A 17,242-nucleotide genomic window follows, 5' to 3' on the forward strand; every position below is an offset into this window, starting at 1 on the left:
TGAATTCCACAGTTCGTCGCGCCGGGCTCGCACGGACACGACGGTGGGCCTAGAGTGCAGCTATCCGAACTTCTTTTGACAGGAGCAGTCGCATGAAAACCACCACCTTCCGCAGCTTCGCCGCCGAACTCGAAGACGCCGCCGAGGCCTGCTTGCGCACCGTCCGCGGCGGCCTGCGCACCTTCGCCGCCCTGCCCTGGCCGGCCCTGCTGCTGGCCGCCGTGCTGGTGGCCTGTGCGATCACGGTCATCCCGCTGGCCTTGACCCTGTTCGCAATTTTCCTGGCGGTGAAATACGCGGTCCTAGCCATCAACAACGACAAGAAGACACCGATCGAGGATTAACAAGTGCAGGCAAGCCAGATCAACCGGGCGCTCGACCTCATGCGCGAAGCCTTTGCCGAAGCGAGCAAGCTCTGGTGGGCGTTCTTCGACTGGCTTGCCGTCGTCGAGTGGCGCCAGCTCTACCTCACCTGGTTCCTCGCGATCGTGTTCTTCATTATCGTGAACACGCCCGAGCCCGCGTTCTGGTATGTCTTCATCTCCTTCGGCGTCAAGGTGCTGGCCGGCGGCAAGCGCCGCGCCGAACTGGTGGCGCGCGACGCCACCCTGAAGGCCGACGTCGCCACCCTCGAGCGGCGCCTGACCGAAGCGCAGATGGCCGCGCTCCAGGCCCAGGTCGAGCCCCACTTCCTGTTCAACACCCTGGCCCTGATCGGCCGCCTGATCGAGACCGACCCGCCCGAAGCGGCCAAGGTGCACGCTCACCTGATCGCCTACCTGCGCTCGGCGCTGCCGCAGATGCGCTCCTCCGGCGGCGCCACGCTCGGCAAGCAACTCGAGCTATCGAAGGCCTATCTCGCCATCATGCAGGCGCGCATGAAGGAACGCCTGGCCGTGCGCTTCGAGGTGCCCGACTTCCTCGGCAGCGCCCCCTTCCCGCCGATGATGCTGCAAACCCTGATCGAGAACGCCATCAAGCATGGCCTGGAGCCGAAGATCGAGGGCGGCACCATCCTGGTCCGCGCCCGGGTCGACGGCGCCACCCTGGTGGTGGACGTCTGCGACGACGGCGTCGGCATCGACCTGCATGCCGACGAGGGCGTGGGCCTGGCCAACATCCGCGAGCGCCTGCAGCTGCTGTATGGCGCGCAGGCCGAACTCGTGATCGAAGCGCCGCCCGGCGGCGGCGCCTGCGCCTCGGTGCGCATACCGTACAAGATGATGGAGGATGCATGATGGCTTCTGCCCCTACCGCGTTGATTGCCGACGACGAGGCGCCAATGCGCGAGCAACTGCGCGCGCGGCTGCAGGAGGCCTGGCCTGGACTCCAGATCGTGGCCGAAGCGGCCAACGGCGTCGAGGCCGTGGAGCTCGCCACGCGTTTCAAGCCGCAGATCGCCTTCCTCGACATTCGCATGCCCGGCATGGGCGGCATCGAAGCGGCGCGCCAGCTCTACAACCGCTGCCACATCGTCTTCGCCACCGCCTACGACCAGTACGCGGTCGACGCCTTCGAGCACGGCGCCATCGACTACCTGCTGAAGCCGGTTACGTCCGAACGGCTGGCGACCACCTGCGAACGCCTGCGCAAGCGCCTGCCGCAAGCGCCGCAGGACATCGGTTCGCAACTGGCGCAATTGAGCTCGCTGCTGCAACAGCAAGGCGCCGCGCCAAAGCGCAGCTACCTGCGCTGGATCCAGGCGCAGGTCGGCGGCAGCCTACGCATGATCAGCACGCGCGAGATCCTGTTTTTCCAGTCCGACGAAAAGTACACGCGGGTGCAGACTGCGACTGCCGAACTGCTGATCCGCAAGACGCTCAAGGAGCTGGCGGACGAACTCGACCCGGACGAGTTCTGGCGCATTCACCGCTCGACCCTGGTACGGGTGGATGCGATTGCCGAGGTGTCGCGCGATATGCGCGGGCGGCAGATGCTGAGGGTGCGGAATTATCCGCATGAGCTGGAGGTGAGCAGGAATCACTCGCATTTGTTTCAGCAGATGTGATTCAACAGTGGGGGGTCCTATCAGATTGATTCCAAGCGCTGGTCTTTTTGGTAGCGCCTGGAAACAGGTCTACTCGTTCGCCTGCTGAGTTCCCTTCAAACGCGTAAGGGTCACCAATTTCCATCTGGCAGCTCATCTCAACATCATCGGGCCACCGTGGAATTTTGCTGGTACGCATTGCAATCAGCCTAAAAAAACTTATCGCTACGCAGACTGGGAAAAGCAGCCAATAAAAAATCAATGGAGCTCCGGAAATGTTAGCAAATATTCGCTCGATACTTACACGAACTTTCTCATGCCGATCATTAACCGGCATACAGAATTCGACCTGCTCCGATACCGCTTCCGGCCCCTCTTCCATATAGCGCCGAATGAATTCCCAATGCGCCCGCACGAAATCTCTGGGAGAAAATTCGGTAGCTCCAGGTATGGCATCTTTTGCATCAAGCGAACCAACGTAACTCAGGGCAAAGGTTTCTTTAACGGTAACACCGTCCGCCTCTAGGACATGCCCGCGCACCTCCCATTCGTCCCAAGGCGGCATTTTCACTAACGTAAAAAACACCTTATCCCAAGAAGTAGAGAGTATGGTTCCATCTGTGCGAAACACGTGAATAGTACGCGTTTTTCGGTTAAACCGTATCGGATAATGGGTATAGGCGAACGATTCTTTACGTAGGAGCCAAATAGCTCCCCAGTCCAGACAAACGACAACCGCAGCCATACCAATCCCATTTGCGTAAAGGAACTCGGAACTAAATGGGGATGGCAGAACTCCAGCGGCCTCGAGAATCCATTTGAACGCCCCCCATCCCAACGTTGCATTAACCATGACCAAGACGACAAGGGCGAACATCGTGACCATTCCCTTCCAAGGGAACCACTTGTCCACCGACTCCAAGTACGTCGAGTTCATTCTGATAACACTCAGTTGATAACGTGGCTCCAAAGATAATCTCTGCTTTTGTCGAAGCTGAAATCCGAAAGCAGTTTGCGAAAGCTGGTGCCCGACCGGATAGCGCGTAATTAACCCAGAGAATTCCATCTTCGCCTCTTATTTCAGGGCCAGCAATAATTGAGCCTGCTCAGTTGCCATATCTGGATAACGTTGAGAACTGAGCATCCCCCAAGGGCAACGCTCTAACCAATCCTGTATCGGGTTATCTTTAATATTTTCGACAAGAAGTCCGATACCAACACACAATAAGATCAAAAGACCTATTACTGGAATTGCCGCCGCACCCAAAATGGCAGGACAAAACAATACAAATGCAAGGGCTAGCCCAGAAATGGCTGAGGCACCATATAGCCATGCCAAGCCTGGTTGATTTTCATTTCGCGCCTCAGTGTACTTCCCCATATCAAGATAGGCCATGTACAAACCTCCCCCAAGACCTGTCACGCGCCCTATAATCGCCGTATATCTTCCTACGTTGGCAACTATTCCTTGTCCAAACCGCATTCCGAGCACAGCTCGGTTTTTTAGAAAATTTCCAAGCGCTTCAGATGTAGATCCAGCTATTGCGCACATCCCAGCCTCGACCCTGCCGGACGCGTCCCCCCTTTCGTTTGCCAGACTCTTTTCCTTATCTGCCAACAGTTTTGTTAAAGTAATTGTTTGCAAGATGGCAGCGACAATACCCGAGCCCATTTCTTGGTTTATAACGGATCGCCACCGATTAAGATTTATGTTTTCAAGCGCCTCGACAGTTCTAAAAGAAGAAACCAAATGATTCGCCATTTGCTGCTGACTAAGCCCGCTCGGTATATTCCGAAGTGTCAATTGATCCAAATTCAAAGCAAAACGCATCCGGGCATTTCCTTCAAGGCGAACACCACGGATCTGCTGTCGTTTTAGCTCAGCTGCCACAGCTTTTCCCAGTACTTTATTACTGACTGCCTGCCCACTGGCGCGCAGCAATTCTCGAATTGCCAGTTTGCGAAACTCTTTCCGGCTACCAGTCACCTCAATGAAGATCACGGGATGGCCCGACACTAATCCAGTAGCCATGATTGCAGCTCTAAAACCCGCACTACCGTCCAACACCTTGTTAAAAACCCTCGCTAATGGACCACCAATCTGAACAATAAGTCGTGCAGCAGCATCTTGGGCCCCTGCCGCAAGCAGCGCACCGGCAGTGTTATATGCAGCAAAGATATTATCCCATGGTATCTGGCGAAGATCGGCACTCACCTTTATTGCAGCTTTCATGGCCTCTTCAGTAATTTTTTGATTTCCAATCATCGCCCGCAATAAGATGTTTCCCTTATCCGAGATATCGCCCCCGAGCCATTCTTCATACAACCTCGAGCATGCTTGCTTATCTTGTGTGGCGGTCACACATTAAGCGACGACCATGGTATACACGGTACCAGAGTCCACACTATGGACGTCGTAATTGCACTCAAAATATGCAGCAAGCGCTTCAGTTTTCATCCAGGCCGCATGACTCAATGCCAAAGGGGCAATGTAATCCTTGTTAAAATTTTCGAACCTTTGACTGAAGGGTTTTAGCCAAGCCTGACGGCTTTTGTTATCAAATTTGCTGGCATATTTCTTCCACCCATCGTTCGAAGCGCGATCCAATTGGTTAGATGTGACTTCTCGCAGGCGCTCTGTTTTTTCGCGAGTCGATACGGAAAACCAGTGCCCGAACGGGTTTTCCGCGATTTGCTCGTCTGCCAACTGCTCCGTTGCGACAATTTCAGTATCTTCAAAACTTTTTCGGTACGCTTCTTCGATACGGTCGATCGCGGCGCTGGCTGCCAGATTGCGTTGGTCTACGGGATTCTTGGATATGAATGACTTGATTTTCCATTCCATCAGAAGTGCAAGTTCCTGTATAATACCCGCCGGATCTGGCAGCGTTACAACTAACCCCTTTTCAGGAGCAAGCGCATTGCATTCCTGAACGAGACTTTCGGCTCGTCCGTAGCGCGTTTCGAAGCTGAAAGGGCTTGCCGAAAAGGCGGCTTTTGCATCTTTTGGTGTCATCGCATATTCGGCAACTATAGTTTTGATTTGCGCCATCGGCCTGTGTAGCGCTTGTTTCCCTTTAAGTGCTCCCTGCACGTCAATTTCTACCATGTGTCGCTTGCGATATGTCAGGTCATCATTTGCTTTGCGTACTGCCTCAGTCCACAACACATCGCTAAACCCTATCCATACTTTAGACGCATTTTTCGGGTCCGAAATGGTGATGCAACTTGCCACTGCCCGATGAGATTCATCTGGACAATTGAAGGGTTTCGAGGGAACGACAGGGGCGATACCAGGCGTTTGCAGCAGCTTGAAGAAGTAACCATCGGCCGTAACGAAATAAGCTTCCCATCGCCGTCGAGCTTCGTCGTAGACGTTGACATAACCACTGCGAAGCAATCGCTTGGTATAGTGCGCTGTCGTTGGCGCAAGCTCTATCGGCAAGCTTGGTGCCAGCGGAGCCCCCGCTCCTGCGGCAGCGACGGCATCACGCACGAGTAACAGTGGCAAACCACGCTTGTCGCAGAATTCGCATTTGGTCGACGTCGTCATTTCAGAATTCTCCCTGCATCGGCTTGGTTTGGCGAAGTTCGGTCCATACATGGTCCGGGATTAATGCGAAGCGGTCTGACAAACTGGAATCCCCGTCAGGCGATGGTCGTATGGCCCGGGTGACAACCGGGTGATCGTCAAACCCGGGACTGGTGAGCAGTCCGCGGGTCGCAAACTCGACCAAATCTGCCTGTTCAACGAGCCCATGCTTGATGGCGCGCTCGATGAATTGCTCAGCTAACGCCCCTTGGCTCGTCAAGGCCGCTGCCCCGACTACGCCGGCATCATGAAGAGCCCGATTCACAAGACCGATACGTTCGATCCGTCCCCAATTCCAGGTCATGGGCCATGCTGCAGAAGGCGACGAGAAGTCGCTTCCGGCAGTGTGAATGGGCAAGCCATCCATTTCCCGCGTGGCTGACACCCAAGCTCCGCCGACCCAATAGGTGAATGCTTGCGACGACCCGAGAAGCTTCCTACGCTGCGTCAAGCTGAGCACACGTAACATTTGGTGCAGGACACGTGGATCATGCAAACGTAGCCACCACCTGACTCCCGGCCGGAGCTCAACCAATTGCACTGCATTCCAATGACGTACAACGGTCATTGCGCTGGCGCTTGTTCTGATCAGCAGCGCTACGGGAGGCAGCGAGTGACTATCAGCTGACAGTTCGGACATACACTCAAACAAGGCGTCCGAGCAGGCCCGTGGAGTACGCTTCAGGTTGATCAGCGTCGGCATCAAATGCGCACTTGCTGCCAGCCTCTTCGGCACAAGCGCTTCGGCCGCTAGCCCAGCCGGAAGGTGCTCGACCATCCCTGCATCGGCAACGGCAAATGCATGTTCCTGAAACGTCTGGTAATCGAGAACTTTAGTCATGACGATCCTTTATCAGGACAATGGCACGGTACTGTCTCCTGCCGCAGAAGCACCGGCCGCGCGCAGTTCGCACAACTTGAGCTCACCCGGCTTCGGCAAACGCGCCTCACCGTTTGCACTCTGCGGCCCGGTCAGCTCCTTCTTGCTGGCCTTGAAATCAACCTTACCCGGCGCATGAACCTCTATATTTCCACCCTCGAGCCTGATATACGCCCCCTGCGCCGTCAGCAGCACGTGCTTCTTCGGCGCGCTGATCGACACCATCTTGGTGACACTCGCCACCGTCACGGTTTTATCGGCGACAAAAGAGGTCAAGCCGGACTGGCTCTGACTGCTCCACTTCCCACTCGCCGCATGCAGCTTGAGACCCACCTCCTGGTTCGGCTTGGCCTTGTTCCCGGCCTTCCCATAGCTGAACAGACTGATACCATGCGCCACCGTCGTGAGCGTATTCCCCTGCGCCACAACATCGATATCCTGCCCAGCGCTCACGCTCCCCGTCGTCCCCGCCGCAAGCACGGCGTTGGCCGGCGTCCCCGCAACGATCCCTGCCGGGCTCGACATCTGCAGGTGAGGCTGCTCATACGCATTCACCTTGCCCTGTCCATCCGCACCAGCAGCCAACGCCGAGACCACCTCCAGGCTGTGCGCCATCTCCTTCAAAGCCGGCATCTCTGCCGGCTCCGGCTCATCCTTGATCTTCGCGTTATGCTTCTGCGCCTGCGTCGCCAATCCAATCTGGAGCTGATTGCTTTCCTCGATCTGCCCCTGCGCCTCCCGCGAATCGAGCTGGCTCCCGCTACCGCCCCGGCGCGCGTCGGACGACAGCAGCAAACCCTGCCCTGCCCGCACGCCCACGCTATGCGCCGTCTTCAACTCCGCGCCAAACCCGGCGGGCCCGAGCCGCCCGTTGTCACTCTGGTGCCGCAGATGCCCGAGATTCAGCTCCGCCGAGCCATCGTGCGCTTTGCCATGGCGCTGCAGGACCACGCGCGACTGGCCCGCGCTGTCGTCGAACACCAGCTGGTTGTAGGCGCCCGCGCCCGTCTGGCTGTCGCGCATCGCCTGCGACTTAAAGCCCGACAGCACGGCCGGGTGCGCATTTGCACCGCTTTCGCCCGGAAACCATGGCGACGCGTTGCCTGTTGCTGCGCCCGGCCCCTGCGCGACCTGGTTGTGCTGGGCATCGGGCTGCCCGCGCCCGTTGTACAGGCACCCGATCACCACCGGCCGGTCGATGTCCCCCTCCAGGAAATCGACCAGCACTTCCTGGCCAACGCGCGGCACCATGTTGCTGCCCCAGTTCGCGCCCGCCACCGGCGTCGCGACGCGCACCCAGGTCCCGGCCATATCGTTGCCGGGCGCCCCGGTGTGCCCATCGGGATGCGGGTGGCTCATCCGGCTGTGGCTGTTCAAACCGCGTTGCCAGTGGAACTGGACCTTGATGCGGTGATCGCGGTCGGTGTGGATGACCGCGCCGGACGGTCCGACCACGATCGCGGTCTGCTGGCCCTGCACGGTCGGACACGGATGCAGGATCCGGCCGTGCGCATCCAGCCCGCTGCTGCGGTAGGGGACGCTGGCCGGCAAGGCGTCGATCCGGTTGCGGTAGAGCGGGCGTTCGCCGGCACCCTCCCCGACGGCATACTGGCCGGGCTCCGCGTCCACGGCCGCCGCCACATCACCTTTCCCCAGCAGTCGATGCGCGCTGCCCAGCACCTCGGCCGACAGGTTGTTGTGCATCAGGTGCACCACGCGCGTGATCGTGAAGCTGCGGTCGGCGTCGGTCCGCGCTTCATCGAAGCGGGCATGGCCATGGAGCGAGAACGTCGTCCCGGGCGCGAAGCTGCGCACGGTCCCGGCGGCGACGTGCACCTGGCGCGTAGCCTCCAGCGCCTCGATCTGGTTGGTGGCGATGCGCTGGCCCTGTTCGCGGTCCGGCCAGGCATAGGCGCCGGGTGCGTCGCGGCTCGTCAGCGAAGCCGCCTGCTCGCCCACGCCGGCGGCGCCCGCCTGACGCTGGCGCAGCGTGCGGTAATCCCAGCTCCCCATCTCGACCGCATTGGTGCGCAGGCGCGACTCGGTACGCCAGCGGTCGATACTGTCCGCCCGCATGACGGCGCCCGGACGGGTGAATTGCACTGGCCCCTGTGCGTTCGGCCTGAAGGCGCCATTGTGGTCGGCGATCACCATCGCATGGCTGCCGAGCGAAGGGTTGTCCGGGTCGCCAGTGTGTTCGAAGAAGTAGAACAGGCCCTCCTCGTGCATCAGGCGTTCCACGAAGGCCAGGTCGCTTTCCTGGTATTGCGTGCACAGGCTGCGCTTCGGATACAGGCTCCGGTCGGCGATCTCGTAACGCCATACGGGCATCAGCCTGCCCCGGCCCTGCCAGGCGGCGAAGACGGCGTCGAGGATGTCGAACACCGTCATGTCCTGGAACACCCGGCTATCCCGGCCGTATCCGAGGAAGGCGCTCCAGGGCTGGAGCCGGAGGTGATAGCGGGCGAGACCGCCGTTGGCGCCGCTCATCCGCACCGCCGTGATGTGACCGTGGAAGGGACGCAGCGCAGCGCGGCTGGTCGCAGTCAACAATTGCAGGAGGGCCGGCTGGCCGGCCAGGGTCTTCAGCTGGAGGTGCGAGTCCTCGCTCAAGGCGTCGATGCTGAAGGAATACCCCTGGCTGATCCCTTCCTCGCCGCGCACGCATTCCGCCAGCAGTGCGTCGCCCAGCGGGGTCGTCAGCCTGAGCAGGCGCGTGTCCTGCGTGTAGCGGCTGAACGACGCGAGAAGACCTGCGTGGACGTGCTGCGGCATTGTCGACCTCCCATGGCATGCTTTGGTGCACAAGTGCACCGTGAACCCAGCGATTACACTACGAGTCGGCCATCCTGCTCTTGCGAAGGATCAGGTCAGTTGCCACTGCAACATAGATCGGCATACCGAAGCGAGACGCGTCCGCGCCGCGGTCGGCATCCTGGAAGAATCAGCTCGGAGAAATCCGAACGCGAACCCGACAGACGAAAAAAAGCGCTGCTCCGCTTTCGCGTGCAGCGCTTCGCCTCGAAGGAGGAAGGCGCCCCGGGCGTGTAGCGGCGGGCCCTGCGGTCGATGGTCCGCGCCAGCCGCAAGGCGCATCGCGACCGGCTATACCGCGCGGCTGCCCCGCCGGCGACCCAGCGCCATGCCGGCCACGCCCGCGGCCAGGAGCGCAATGCCGGCCGGCTCCGGCACCTCGTTCGGCGACCATGCCGGCAGGCCGAGACCGGCGAAACCGTAGCCGAAGGCCGGCGCCGGATGCATGTCGTCCCCGGTCAGGTTCCCCGTCGTATAGGTGAATGCCTCGATGCCGACCGACTTGAAGGCATCCATCAGTTCGCTCACCGAGTCGGTGGCGCCGATGTACATGTCGAAGCTGATCGACTCGCTGCGCCCGAGGTCGCCGAACGACAGGACGAAATAGCTGCCGAGGTCGCCGCCGCGGTCGGTCAGGTTGACGTTCTGGAGTTCGGGACGCAAGACCATCGGATCGGGCGCGCCGACCGGATTCGCCGAGGTCGACAGCACCGGTCCGGCCGGGCCATTGGGCGAGCCGCCGTAGATGGTCGTGTAGTTGTCGTCGAAGAATCCGGGCGCGACGTCCAGGTCGAGGGTGCGCGCGTAGCGCACGTCGCGCAGGGTCTGGAGCTCCACGTTCCAGAGTGTCACCTGGACCCGGAACAGCCGGCCGTCGGCGACGGACGTGTAGGCGTGCGACACTTCGAGGCCGTTTTCCAGCGTCGCCAGGCTGCGCCCGTACAGCGGAAAGCCGGGCAGGTTCGAGACCGCATTGGCGCTGCGAATATTGCTGGTTACGCCGCCATAGGTATAGGCGGATACGGAATCGGCCGACGCGCCCCATCCCTCGCACAGGCAACCGCGCATGACCGCGTCTCCGCCCGGGCCGATCAGCCCGACACCGCCCCCGCCAAGGCCGCCGTACTCGTCGATGCCGATTGTGATACGGCCGTTATCGAGTACGAAGGGATCGGCCTGGGCAGACATCGATGCCATGGCAAAGCTTGCCGCCAGAAGAGTCTGGAAAATCCGTTTCATCTGCTTGTTCCCCCAAAGGTAGGCGCCCCGGAAGAGTCAGGACTGCCGCGAGGCGCGGTCGGCCCTCTTGAACAAGCAAACCTTGTGCCGCTTGGCGAAACGCAAGGCAAATCAGCGATTTAGGGAGAAAGGCGGGAGGAAAGCCGCGTAGGCTGTAAGACAAACCGACAGCGGCGTGCAGAGTGATGCAGGAGGAATGCGGGCAAGGCGCCCAGGCCGGGCGCCTTGCCTACTTGTTCAGGTCCCAGCCGCCAAACGCGCTCGGCAGCTGGCCGGCCGCCGTGGTCTCGTGGATGTCACCCTTCAGGTTGGTCAGCACGACCGGCAGCTCGTTGCCGCCCAGTTCCAGGATCACCTGGCGGCAGGCGCCGCAAGGGGCGATCGGGCCGTCGGTCTGGCCGATCACGGCCAGCGCGGTGAAGTCGCCCGGCTTGTAGCCGTGGGCGATCGCCGAGAAGAAGGCGGTGCGCTCGGCGCAGTTGCACAGGCCGTAAGAGGCGTTTTCGACGTTACAGCCGCGGAAGATGCGGCCGTCCTTGCACTCCAGGGCGGCGCCGACCTGGAACTTCGAATAGGGCGTGTAGGCCAGCTCGCGCGCAGCGCGGGCTTCCTCGATCAGTTTTGCGTATTTCATGGGGCCTCGTTTATTGCGGACGGATGACACGGTGGATCATCGGCTCGGCGGCCGGCTTGTTGGCGCCGATCCGGTAGGCCGCCTGCACCTGGCGCACGGCCTGCTCGGCTGCCTCCTGGGTACGCGCATGGACCATGCCCAGCGGCTGGCCGACCTCGATGCGGTCGCCCAGTTCGACCAGCCCAGTCAGGCCGACGGCGAAGTCGATCGCATCCTGCGGACGCACGCGGCCGCCGCCCAGCGCGACCACGGCCAGGCCCAGGCCGCGGGTGTCGACCGAGCTCGCATAGCCGGCCTGCAGTGCCGGCACCGGCACGATGACCGGTGCGGTTTCCAGGTAGGCGTCCGGCTTGTCCATCAGGTCGGCCGGGCCGCCCAGTGCGGTGACCATGCGCGCGAAACGCTCGGCGGCTTCGCCCGAGTCGAGCGCGGCCTGCAGTTTGGCGCGGGCCTCTTCTTCGGATTTGGCCAGGCCCGAGATGACCAGCATCTCGGCGCACAGCGCCATCGTCACTTCGTGCAGGCGCGCCGGGCGCGATTTACCCGTCAGGTAGTCGATGGCGACGCGCACTTCGACCGCGTTGCCGGCGGCGTGGCACAGCGGCTCGTTCATGCCGGTCAGGATGGCCGAGGTGCGCGTTCCCGCGCCATTGCCGACGCTGACGATGCTCTCGGCCAGTTCGACCGACTTCTCGTAGGTCGGCATGAAGGCGCCGCTGCCCACTTTCACGTCCATGACGAGGGCGTCGAGGCCTGCCGACAGCTTCTTCGAGAGGATGGAGCCGGTAATCATTGCCACCGATTCCACGGTCGCCGTGGTGTCGCGGATGCTGTAGAAGCGCTTGTCGGCCGGCGCTAATTTGGATGTCTGGCCGATGATGGCCACACCCACGTCCTTGACGACCTTGCGGAACAGCTCGGGATCGGGCACGGTGCTGTAGCCCGGGATCGAATCGAACTTGTCGAGGGTGCCGCCGGTGTGGCCCAGGCCGCGGCCCGAGATCATCGGCACGAAGCCGCCGCAGGCGGCGATCATCGGGCCGAGCATCAGCGAGACCACGTCGCCGACGCCGCCGGTCGAGTGCTTGTCGACCACCGGGCCCGGCAGGTTGAGCGATTTCCATTCCAGGACCTGGCCGGAATCGCGCATCGCCAGCGTGAAGGCGACGCGTTCGTCCATGGTCATGTCGTTGAAGTAGACGGCCATCGCGAGGGCCGCGATCTGGCCTTCGGTGACGCTGCCGTCAGGGATGCCGCGCACGAAGAAGCGGATTTCTTCGGCGCTCAGGATGCCGCCGTCGCGCTTCTTGCGGATGATTTCTTGGGGAAGGAACATGGATGTTCGCCTCTCTGATTTAAATAATTCAAATGGACGCAACCGTATCGATTACGCCGGAAACGACGTAGGGTGGGCGCCCCTGTGCCCACGCGGTGATAGGCAGTGGTTCCGATTTCGTGATCGAACCGGCATACGCTAACTATCACCGCGTGGGCACGGGGCGCCCACCCTACCCGTCACGCGTTAACGTGACGGTCATTCATATCAACCTCAGACGCCGTACGGAATCCAGACATTCTTGACCTGGCTCGCGTGCTGCAGCACGCTACGGCCGCAGGCCTGCTTCGCATCGAACCAGTCGCGGCCCTTGCCGCCACCGACCCAGGTTCGCTTCAGGGTCTCGGCCGACAGACGCTCCACTTCCGCGCAGCCCTCGGCAGAGCCGTCATGGCGCCACACCGCATCCACGTCGCCGTGGGTCGCCAGGGTGCGCGCCAGCTCGTCGGCCGAACCGGTCACGATGTTCAGTGCGCCGCCCGGCAGGTCCGAGGTGTCGAGCACCTGGTACAGGTCGGTGGCGGACAGCGGGTAGGCTTCCGACGGCACGGCGACGACGCGGTTGCCCAGCGCCAGCGCCGGTGCGACCAGCGAGATGAAGCCCAGCAGCGGGTTCTCGTTCGGGCAGATCACGCCGATCACGCCGACCGGCTCGTTCAGGGCCACGGTGATGCCGTGCATCGGCGGCTGGTGCGCCAGGCCGTCGTACTTGTCGGCCCAGGCCGCCCAGTAGAACAGGCGCTCGATCGAGGCCTGCACTTCGCGGGCCGCGTCCTTCGAACCGGTCTGCGCGGCGATGCGCTGGGCGAATTCGTCGGCGCGGATCGCCAGGTTCTCGGCGATGTAGTACAGCACCTGGGCGCGGTTGTGCGCGGTGGCCTTGGTCCAGCCGGCCGCCTTGTGCGCCGCTTCCACGGCGTTGCGGATGTCCTTGCGGTTGCCTTCGCCGACGTCGGCCAGGAAGGCGCCGTTCGCGCCAGTGATCGCACGGCTGTAGGCGCCGTCCGGGCGCGCCTGCTTGCCGCCGATGTAGAGCTTGGCGGTGCGGTCGACGGCGAACGGGCTGTCACCCTCGGCCGCTTTCACCTTGCCTTTCTCGGCGATGACCGGCGCGGCCGGGCGTGCGTCTTCCGACAGGTGGGTCAGGTATTCGTACATGCCTTCCTTGCCGCCTTCGCGGCCGAAGCCCGATTCGCGGTAGCCGCCGAAGCCGCAGGCCGCGTCGAACTGGTTGGCGGTGTTGATCCAGACCACGCCGGCCTTGATCTGCGGCGCCACGTCCAGCGCCAGCGAGATCGACTCCGACCACACGCAGGCGGCCAGGCCGTAGACGGTGTTGTTGGCCAGCTGGACCGCTTCGCCCGGGGTGCGGAAGCTCATCGCGACCAGCACCGGGCCGAAGATCTCGGTCTGGGCGACCGAGGCCGAGGTCGAGGCGCCGGTGATCAGGGTCGGCAGGTACCAGGAACCGGCTTGCGGTGCTTCGCAGGCCGGCTGCCAGATCTCGCAACCCTCGGCGCGTGCCGCTTCCACCAGGCCGTGGATGCGCTGCTGCTGCACCGGATCGACCAGGGCGCCGATGTCGTTCGATTTGTCGAGCGGCGAGCCGACGCGCAGGTTCTGCATGCGCGCCTTGACCTTGGCAATGAAGCGGTCGTAGACCGATTCCTGCACCAGCAAGCGCGAGCCCGCGCAGCACACTTGCCCCTGGTTGAACCAGATCGAGTCGACCAGGCCTTCGACGGCGGCGTCGAGGTCGGCGTCGTCAAACACGATGAACGGCGACTTGCCGCCCAGTTCCAGCGACAGCTTCTTGCCGCTGCCGGCGGTCGCCTTGCGAATGATGCGGCCGACTTCGGTCGAGCCGGTAAAGGCCAGCTTGTCGATGCCCGGGTGGTTGACGATGGCCTCGCCCACGCGGCCGTCGCCGGTGACGATGTTGACCACGCCCGCCGGCACACCTGCCTGCTGGCAGATCTCGGCGAACAGCAGCGCGGTGAGCGAGGTGAACTCGGCCGGCTTGAAGACGACGGTGTTACCGGCAGCCAGGGCCGGGGCGATTTTCCACGCCAGCATCAGGAGCGGGAAGTTCCACGGCACGATCTGGCCGACCACGCCCACGGCGCGGTAGTCGGCGAATTCCTCGGCCTGCAGCGCGGCCCAGCCGGCATGGTGGTAGAAGTGGCGTGCCGCCAGCGGCAGGTCGGCATCGCGGGTTTCGCGGATGGTCTTGCCGTTGTCCAGGGTTTCCAGCACCGCGAACAATCTGGCGTGCTTTTGCAGCAGGCGCGCCAGCGCGTACATGACCTTGGCGCGGCCGTGGCCACCGAGGGCGACCCAGCCCGGCTGGGCGCGGCGTGCGGCCGCCACGGCGCGCTCCACGTCCTCGTTGGACGCCTGGGTGACTTGCGCCAGTTCCGAACCGTCGGCCGGGTTGTTCGAGGCGAAGGTGTCGCTGGCTTCGGTCCAGGCGTTGTCGATGAAGAGGCCGAAACGGCGTCCATGCTGGTCCAGCCACGCGTGCGCTTCTTTGGTGCTCTCGGGTGCGGGGCCGTAATCCATAGTTTGCAGAATCTCTTTAATTGTTGGCATGACGAATCCGTTCGGTGTTTAAGGTTGCGCGTGGCGGTGGGCTGCCGAGTAGGCGCCGGTGACGTAGTGCTCGAGCTGGCGCTCGATGTCGGTCAGCAGGCTCGACGCGCCGATGCGGAACAGGTGAGGCTGCAGCCACTCGTTGCCCAGCTCTTCCTTCATCACGGTCAGGTATTGCAGGGCCGACTTGGCGGTCGAGACGCCGCCGGCCGGCTTGTAGCCGACCATGAAGCCGGTCTGCTCGTAGTATTCGCGGATCGCGCGCACCATCACCAGCGACACGGGAATGGTGGCGTTCACGCCTTCCTTGCCGGTCGAGGTCTTGATGAAGTCGGCGCCGGCCATCATGCAGACCCACGAGGCTTTCGCCACGTTATCCAGGGTGACCAGGTCGCCGGTGGCGAGGATCGCCTTCACATGCGCGTCGCCGCAGGCCTGGCGGTAGGCGACCATCTCGTCGTACAAGGCCTGCCAGTTGCCGGTCAGGACGTGCTGGCGCGTGATGACGATGTCGATCTCGGTGGCGCCGGCGGCGACCGACAGCTCGATTTCGCGGATCTTGGTTTCCAGGCTCGACAGGCCGGCCGGGAAGGCGGTCGACACGGCGGCGATCGGCAGGCGGCCCTGCAGGATCTTCGCTGCCGGCTGGATCATCTCGTGGTACACGCACACGGCGCCGGTCTGCAGGCTGTCCAGGCCCAGGGCCTGCATCAGGTCGGCGCGCAGCGGGCGCATCGCCTTGCGGCACAGGCGCTCGACGCGGCCCGGGGTATCGTCGCCCGACAGCGTGGTCAGGTCCATGCACTCGATGGCGCGGACCAGCCAGGCGGCCTGGTATTCCTTCTTCACCGTGCGGCGGTTCGCCAGGCTGGCGGCGCGGCGGTCGGCCGCGTTGCGGTTCACCTTCAGGCTGTTGACCCAGCCGAGGTCCAGCCCGACGGCGGTATTACGTTTGAAGTCCAGGTTCTGGGTCATAGCAGTGCGGTTCCGTTCGAGAGGGGTTTGACGCCGAGGTGTTTCGCCAGGGTGGCGCCGATGTCGGAGAAGGTCGACGCCGTCGGCAACGCCTGCGGCGCGACGTTCGGGCCGAAGAAGATCATCGGAATGTGTTCGCGGGTGTGGTCCGAGCCCGGTGCGGTCGGGTCGCAGCCGTGGTCGGCGGTGATCACGACCAGGTCGCCGTCCTTCAGTTTCGCCATGAATTCCGGCAGGCGCGCGTCCAGCTCGTGCAGCGCGTTCGAGTAACCGGCGACGTCGCGGCGGTGGCCGAAGTGCATGTCGAAGTCGACGAAGTTCACAAAAGTGAGCGACTTTTCAGGCGCGTCTTCCGCCACTTCGACCAGGCGGTCGAACAGGGCCATGTTGTCCGGGCCCTTGACCAGGCGGGTCACGCCCTGGCCGGCGAAGATGTCGCTGATTTTACCGAGGGCGATGACTTCGCCGCCCGCGTCCTTCACGTGGTCGAGCAGGGTCGGCGCAGTGGGCGGCACGGCGTAGTCGTGGCGGTTCGCGGTGCGCTTGTAGTCGCCGTTGGCGCCGGTGAACGGACGCGCGATCACGCGGCCGATGTTGTAGGGCTTGACCAGCTCGTAGGCCGCTTCGCACACTTCATACAGGCGCTCCAGGCCGAAGTGCTCTTCGTGCGCGGCGATCTGCAGCACCGAGTCGGCCGAGGTGTAGAGGATCGGCTTTCCAGTGGCGACATGCTCGTCGCCCAGCTCGTTGATGATCGTGGTGCCGGAAGCGTGGCAGTTGCCCAGCCAGCCCGGCACGCCCGTCATCTCCTGCAGCTTGTCGGTCAGCTCTTGCGGGAAGGACGGCACGGTCTTCGGGAAGTAGCCCCAGTCGAACAGCACCGGCACGCCGGCGATTTCCCAGTGGCCGCTCTGCGTGTCCTTGCCGGTCGACTGCTCGCGCGCGACGCCCCAGGCGCCGGTAAAACCGTCGCGCTGGCTGAAGCCGGGCGCCCATTCGCCGCTGGCCTTGTGCGCCGCGGCCGCCAGGCCCAGGCGCTCCAGGTTCGGCAGCGACATGGGCGTGCCCTCTTTCGCGGCCCAGGCGGCGATGTGGCCGAAGGTGTTGGCGCCAGTGTCGCCGTATTTGTCGGCGTCGGGCAGCGCGCCCAGGCCGAAGGAGTCAAGCAGGAGGATGAATGCGCGTGACATGGT

At 62.7% G+C, this 17,242-nt stretch carries 14 protein-coding genes; 3 read left to right on the top strand and 11 right to left on the bottom strand.

Features of this window, described 5'->3' with window-relative positions; all coding sequences use genetic code 11:
• Positions 1-92 precede the first annotated feature (92 nt).
• Genes ACSUZJ_RS20230 through ACSUZJ_RS20240 form a run of 3 tightly spaced genes read left to right on the top strand, consistent with a single transcriptional unit; the run spans position 93 to position 2,008 of the window.
• Positions 93-344 carry a hypothetical protein gene (locus tag ACSUZJ_RS20230; RefSeq protein WP_499411153.1) on the top strand — a complete coding sequence of 84 codons (252 nt, stop codon included), beginning with the start codon at positions 93-95 and terminating at the stop codon, positions 342-344.
• A 3-nt stretch (positions 345-347) separates the two neighbouring features.
• On the top strand, positions 348-1,238 hold the full coding sequence (locus ACSUZJ_RS20235; protein WP_499411155.1) for a sensor histidine kinase: 891 nt from the start codon (positions 348-350) through the stop codon (positions 1,236-1,238).
• On the top strand, positions 1,235-2,008 hold the full coding sequence (locus tag ACSUZJ_RS20240; RefSeq protein WP_499411157.1) for a LytR/AlgR family response regulator transcription factor: 774 nt from the start codon (positions 1,235-1,237) through the stop codon (positions 2,006-2,008). Before ACSUZJ_RS20235 ends, ACSUZJ_RS20240 begins: the two co-directional genes overlap by 4 nt.
• Before the next feature lies 1 nt (position 2,009).
• Here ACSUZJ_RS20240 and ACSUZJ_RS20245 read toward each other — a convergent pair whose 3' ends face one another.
• The 11 genes from ACSUZJ_RS20245 to ACSUZJ_RS20295 all read right to left on the bottom strand — a co-directional run bounded on the left by ACSUZJ_RS20245 (position 2,010) and on the right by ACSUZJ_RS20295 (position 17,239).
• Positions 2,010-3,053 carry a DUF6708 domain-containing protein gene (locus ACSUZJ_RS20245; RefSeq protein ID WP_499411159.1) on the bottom strand — a complete coding sequence of 348 codons (1,044 nt, stop codon included), beginning with the start codon at positions 3,051-3,053 and terminating at the stop codon, positions 2,010-2,012.
• A 9-nt stretch (positions 3,054-3,062) separates the two neighbouring features.
• Complete coding sequence (locus ACSUZJ_RS20250; protein ID WP_499411161.1) at positions 3,063-4,349, bottom strand: hypothetical protein; 1,287 nt, start codon at positions 4,347-4,349, stop codon at positions 3,063-3,065.
• Positions 4,350-4,352: 3 nt separating this feature from the next.
• Entirely contained in the window at positions 4,353-5,540 is a 1,188-nt protein-coding gene (locus tag ACSUZJ_RS20255; RefSeq protein WP_499411163.1) for a T6SS effector BTH_I2691 family protein, read from the bottom strand.
• A 1-nt stretch (position 5,541) separates the two neighbouring features.
• Positions 5,542-6,420, bottom strand: a complete 879-nt coding sequence (locus ACSUZJ_RS20260; RefSeq protein WP_499411165.1) for a DUF4123 domain-containing protein — start codon at positions 6,418-6,420, stop codon at positions 5,542-5,544.
• A gap of 12 nt (positions 6,421-6,432) precedes the next feature.
• Positions 6,433-9,234, bottom strand: a complete 2,802-nt coding sequence (locus ACSUZJ_RS20265) for a type VI secretion system Vgr family protein (protein ID WP_499411167.1) — start codon at positions 9,232-9,234, stop codon at positions 6,433-6,435.
• A gap of 330 nt (positions 9,235-9,564) precedes the next feature.
• Positions 9,565-10,470, bottom strand: coding sequence for a PEP-CTERM sorting domain-containing protein (locus ACSUZJ_RS20270; RefSeq protein ID WP_499411169.1), 906 nt, complete (start codon positions 10,468-10,470; stop codon positions 9,565-9,567).
• Between the two features lie 271 nt (positions 10,471-10,741).
• Positions 10,742-11,146: a cytidine deaminase gene (locus ACSUZJ_RS20275; protein ID WP_499411171.1), complete on the bottom strand. Its 405-nt coding sequence runs from the start codon at positions 11,144-11,146 to the stop codon at positions 10,742-10,744.
• Positions 11,147-11,156: 10 nt separating this feature from the next.
• Positions 11,157-12,482: a thymidine phosphorylase gene (gene deoA / locus ACSUZJ_RS20280; RefSeq protein WP_499411173.1), complete on the bottom strand. Its 1,326-nt coding sequence runs from the start codon at positions 12,480-12,482 to the stop codon at positions 11,157-11,159.
• Between the two features lie 213 nt (positions 12,483-12,695).
• Positions 12,696-15,074: an aldehyde dehydrogenase family protein gene (locus ACSUZJ_RS20285; protein ID WP_499411175.1), complete on the bottom strand. Its 2,379-nt coding sequence runs from the start codon at positions 15,072-15,074 to the stop codon at positions 12,696-12,698.
• A gap of 18 nt (positions 15,075-15,092) precedes the next feature.
• Entirely contained in the window at positions 15,093-16,049 is a 957-nt protein-coding gene (deoC, locus tag ACSUZJ_RS20290; protein ID WP_499411177.1) for a deoxyribose-phosphate aldolase, read from the bottom strand.
• Positions 16,046-17,239: a phosphopentomutase gene (locus tag ACSUZJ_RS20295; protein WP_499411179.1), complete on the bottom strand. Its 1,194-nt coding sequence runs from the start codon at positions 17,237-17,239 to the stop codon at positions 16,046-16,048. The genes deoC and ACSUZJ_RS20295 overlap by 4 nt, the downstream gene beginning before the upstream one ends.
• Positions 17,240-17,242: the final 3 nt, after the last annotated feature.

This window comes from Telluria sp. B2, from assembly GCF_051789535.1.
GTDB lineage: Bacteria > Pseudomonadota > Gammaproteobacteria > Burkholderiales > Burkholderiaceae_D > Telluria.

Coding starts and splice junctions, on each gene's coding strand:
- ACSUZJ_RS20245 (WP_499411159.1), bottom strand. CDS start 3,053: ATGGAATTCTCTGGGTTAATTACGCGCTATCCGGTCGGGCACCAGCTT.
- ACSUZJ_RS20255 (WP_499411163.1), bottom strand. CDS start 5,540: ATGACGACGTCGACCAAATGCGAATTCTGCGACAAGCGTGGTTTGCCA.
- deoA (WP_499411173.1), bottom strand. CDS start 12,482: ATGTTCCTTCCCCAAGAAATCATCCGCAAGAAGCGCGACGGCGGCATC.
- ACSUZJ_RS20295 (WP_499411179.1), bottom strand. CDS start 17,239: ATGTCACGCGCATTCATCCTCCTGCTTGACTCCTTCGGCCTGGGCGCG.
- ACSUZJ_RS20230 (WP_499411153.1), top strand. CDS start 93: ATGAAAACCACCACCTTCCGCAGCTTCGCCGCCGAACTCGAAGACGCC.
- ACSUZJ_RS20275 (WP_499411171.1), bottom strand. CDS start 11,146: ATGAAATACGCAAAACTGATCGAGGAAGCCCGCGCTGCGCGCGAGCTG.
- deoC (WP_499411177.1), bottom strand. CDS start 16,049: ATGACCCAGAACCTGGACTTCAAACGTAATACCGCCGTCGGGCTGGAC.
- ACSUZJ_RS20270 (WP_499411169.1), bottom strand. CDS start 10,470: ATGGCATCGATGTCTGCCCAGGCCGATCCCTTCGTACTCGATAACGGC.
- ACSUZJ_RS20285 (WP_499411175.1), bottom strand. CDS start 15,074: ATGCCAACAATTAAAGAGATTCTGCAAACTATGGATTACGGCCCCGCA.
- ACSUZJ_RS20265 (WP_499411167.1), bottom strand. CDS start 9,234: ATGCCGCAGCACGTCCACGCAGGTCTTCTCGCGTCGTTCAGCCGCTAC.
- ACSUZJ_RS20260 (WP_499411165.1), bottom strand. CDS start 6,420: ATGACTAAAGTTCTCGATTACCAGACGTTTCAGGAACATGCATTTGCC.
- ACSUZJ_RS20240 (WP_499411157.1), top strand. CDS start 1,235: ATGATGGCTTCTGCCCCTACCGCGTTGATTGCCGACGACGAGGCGCCA.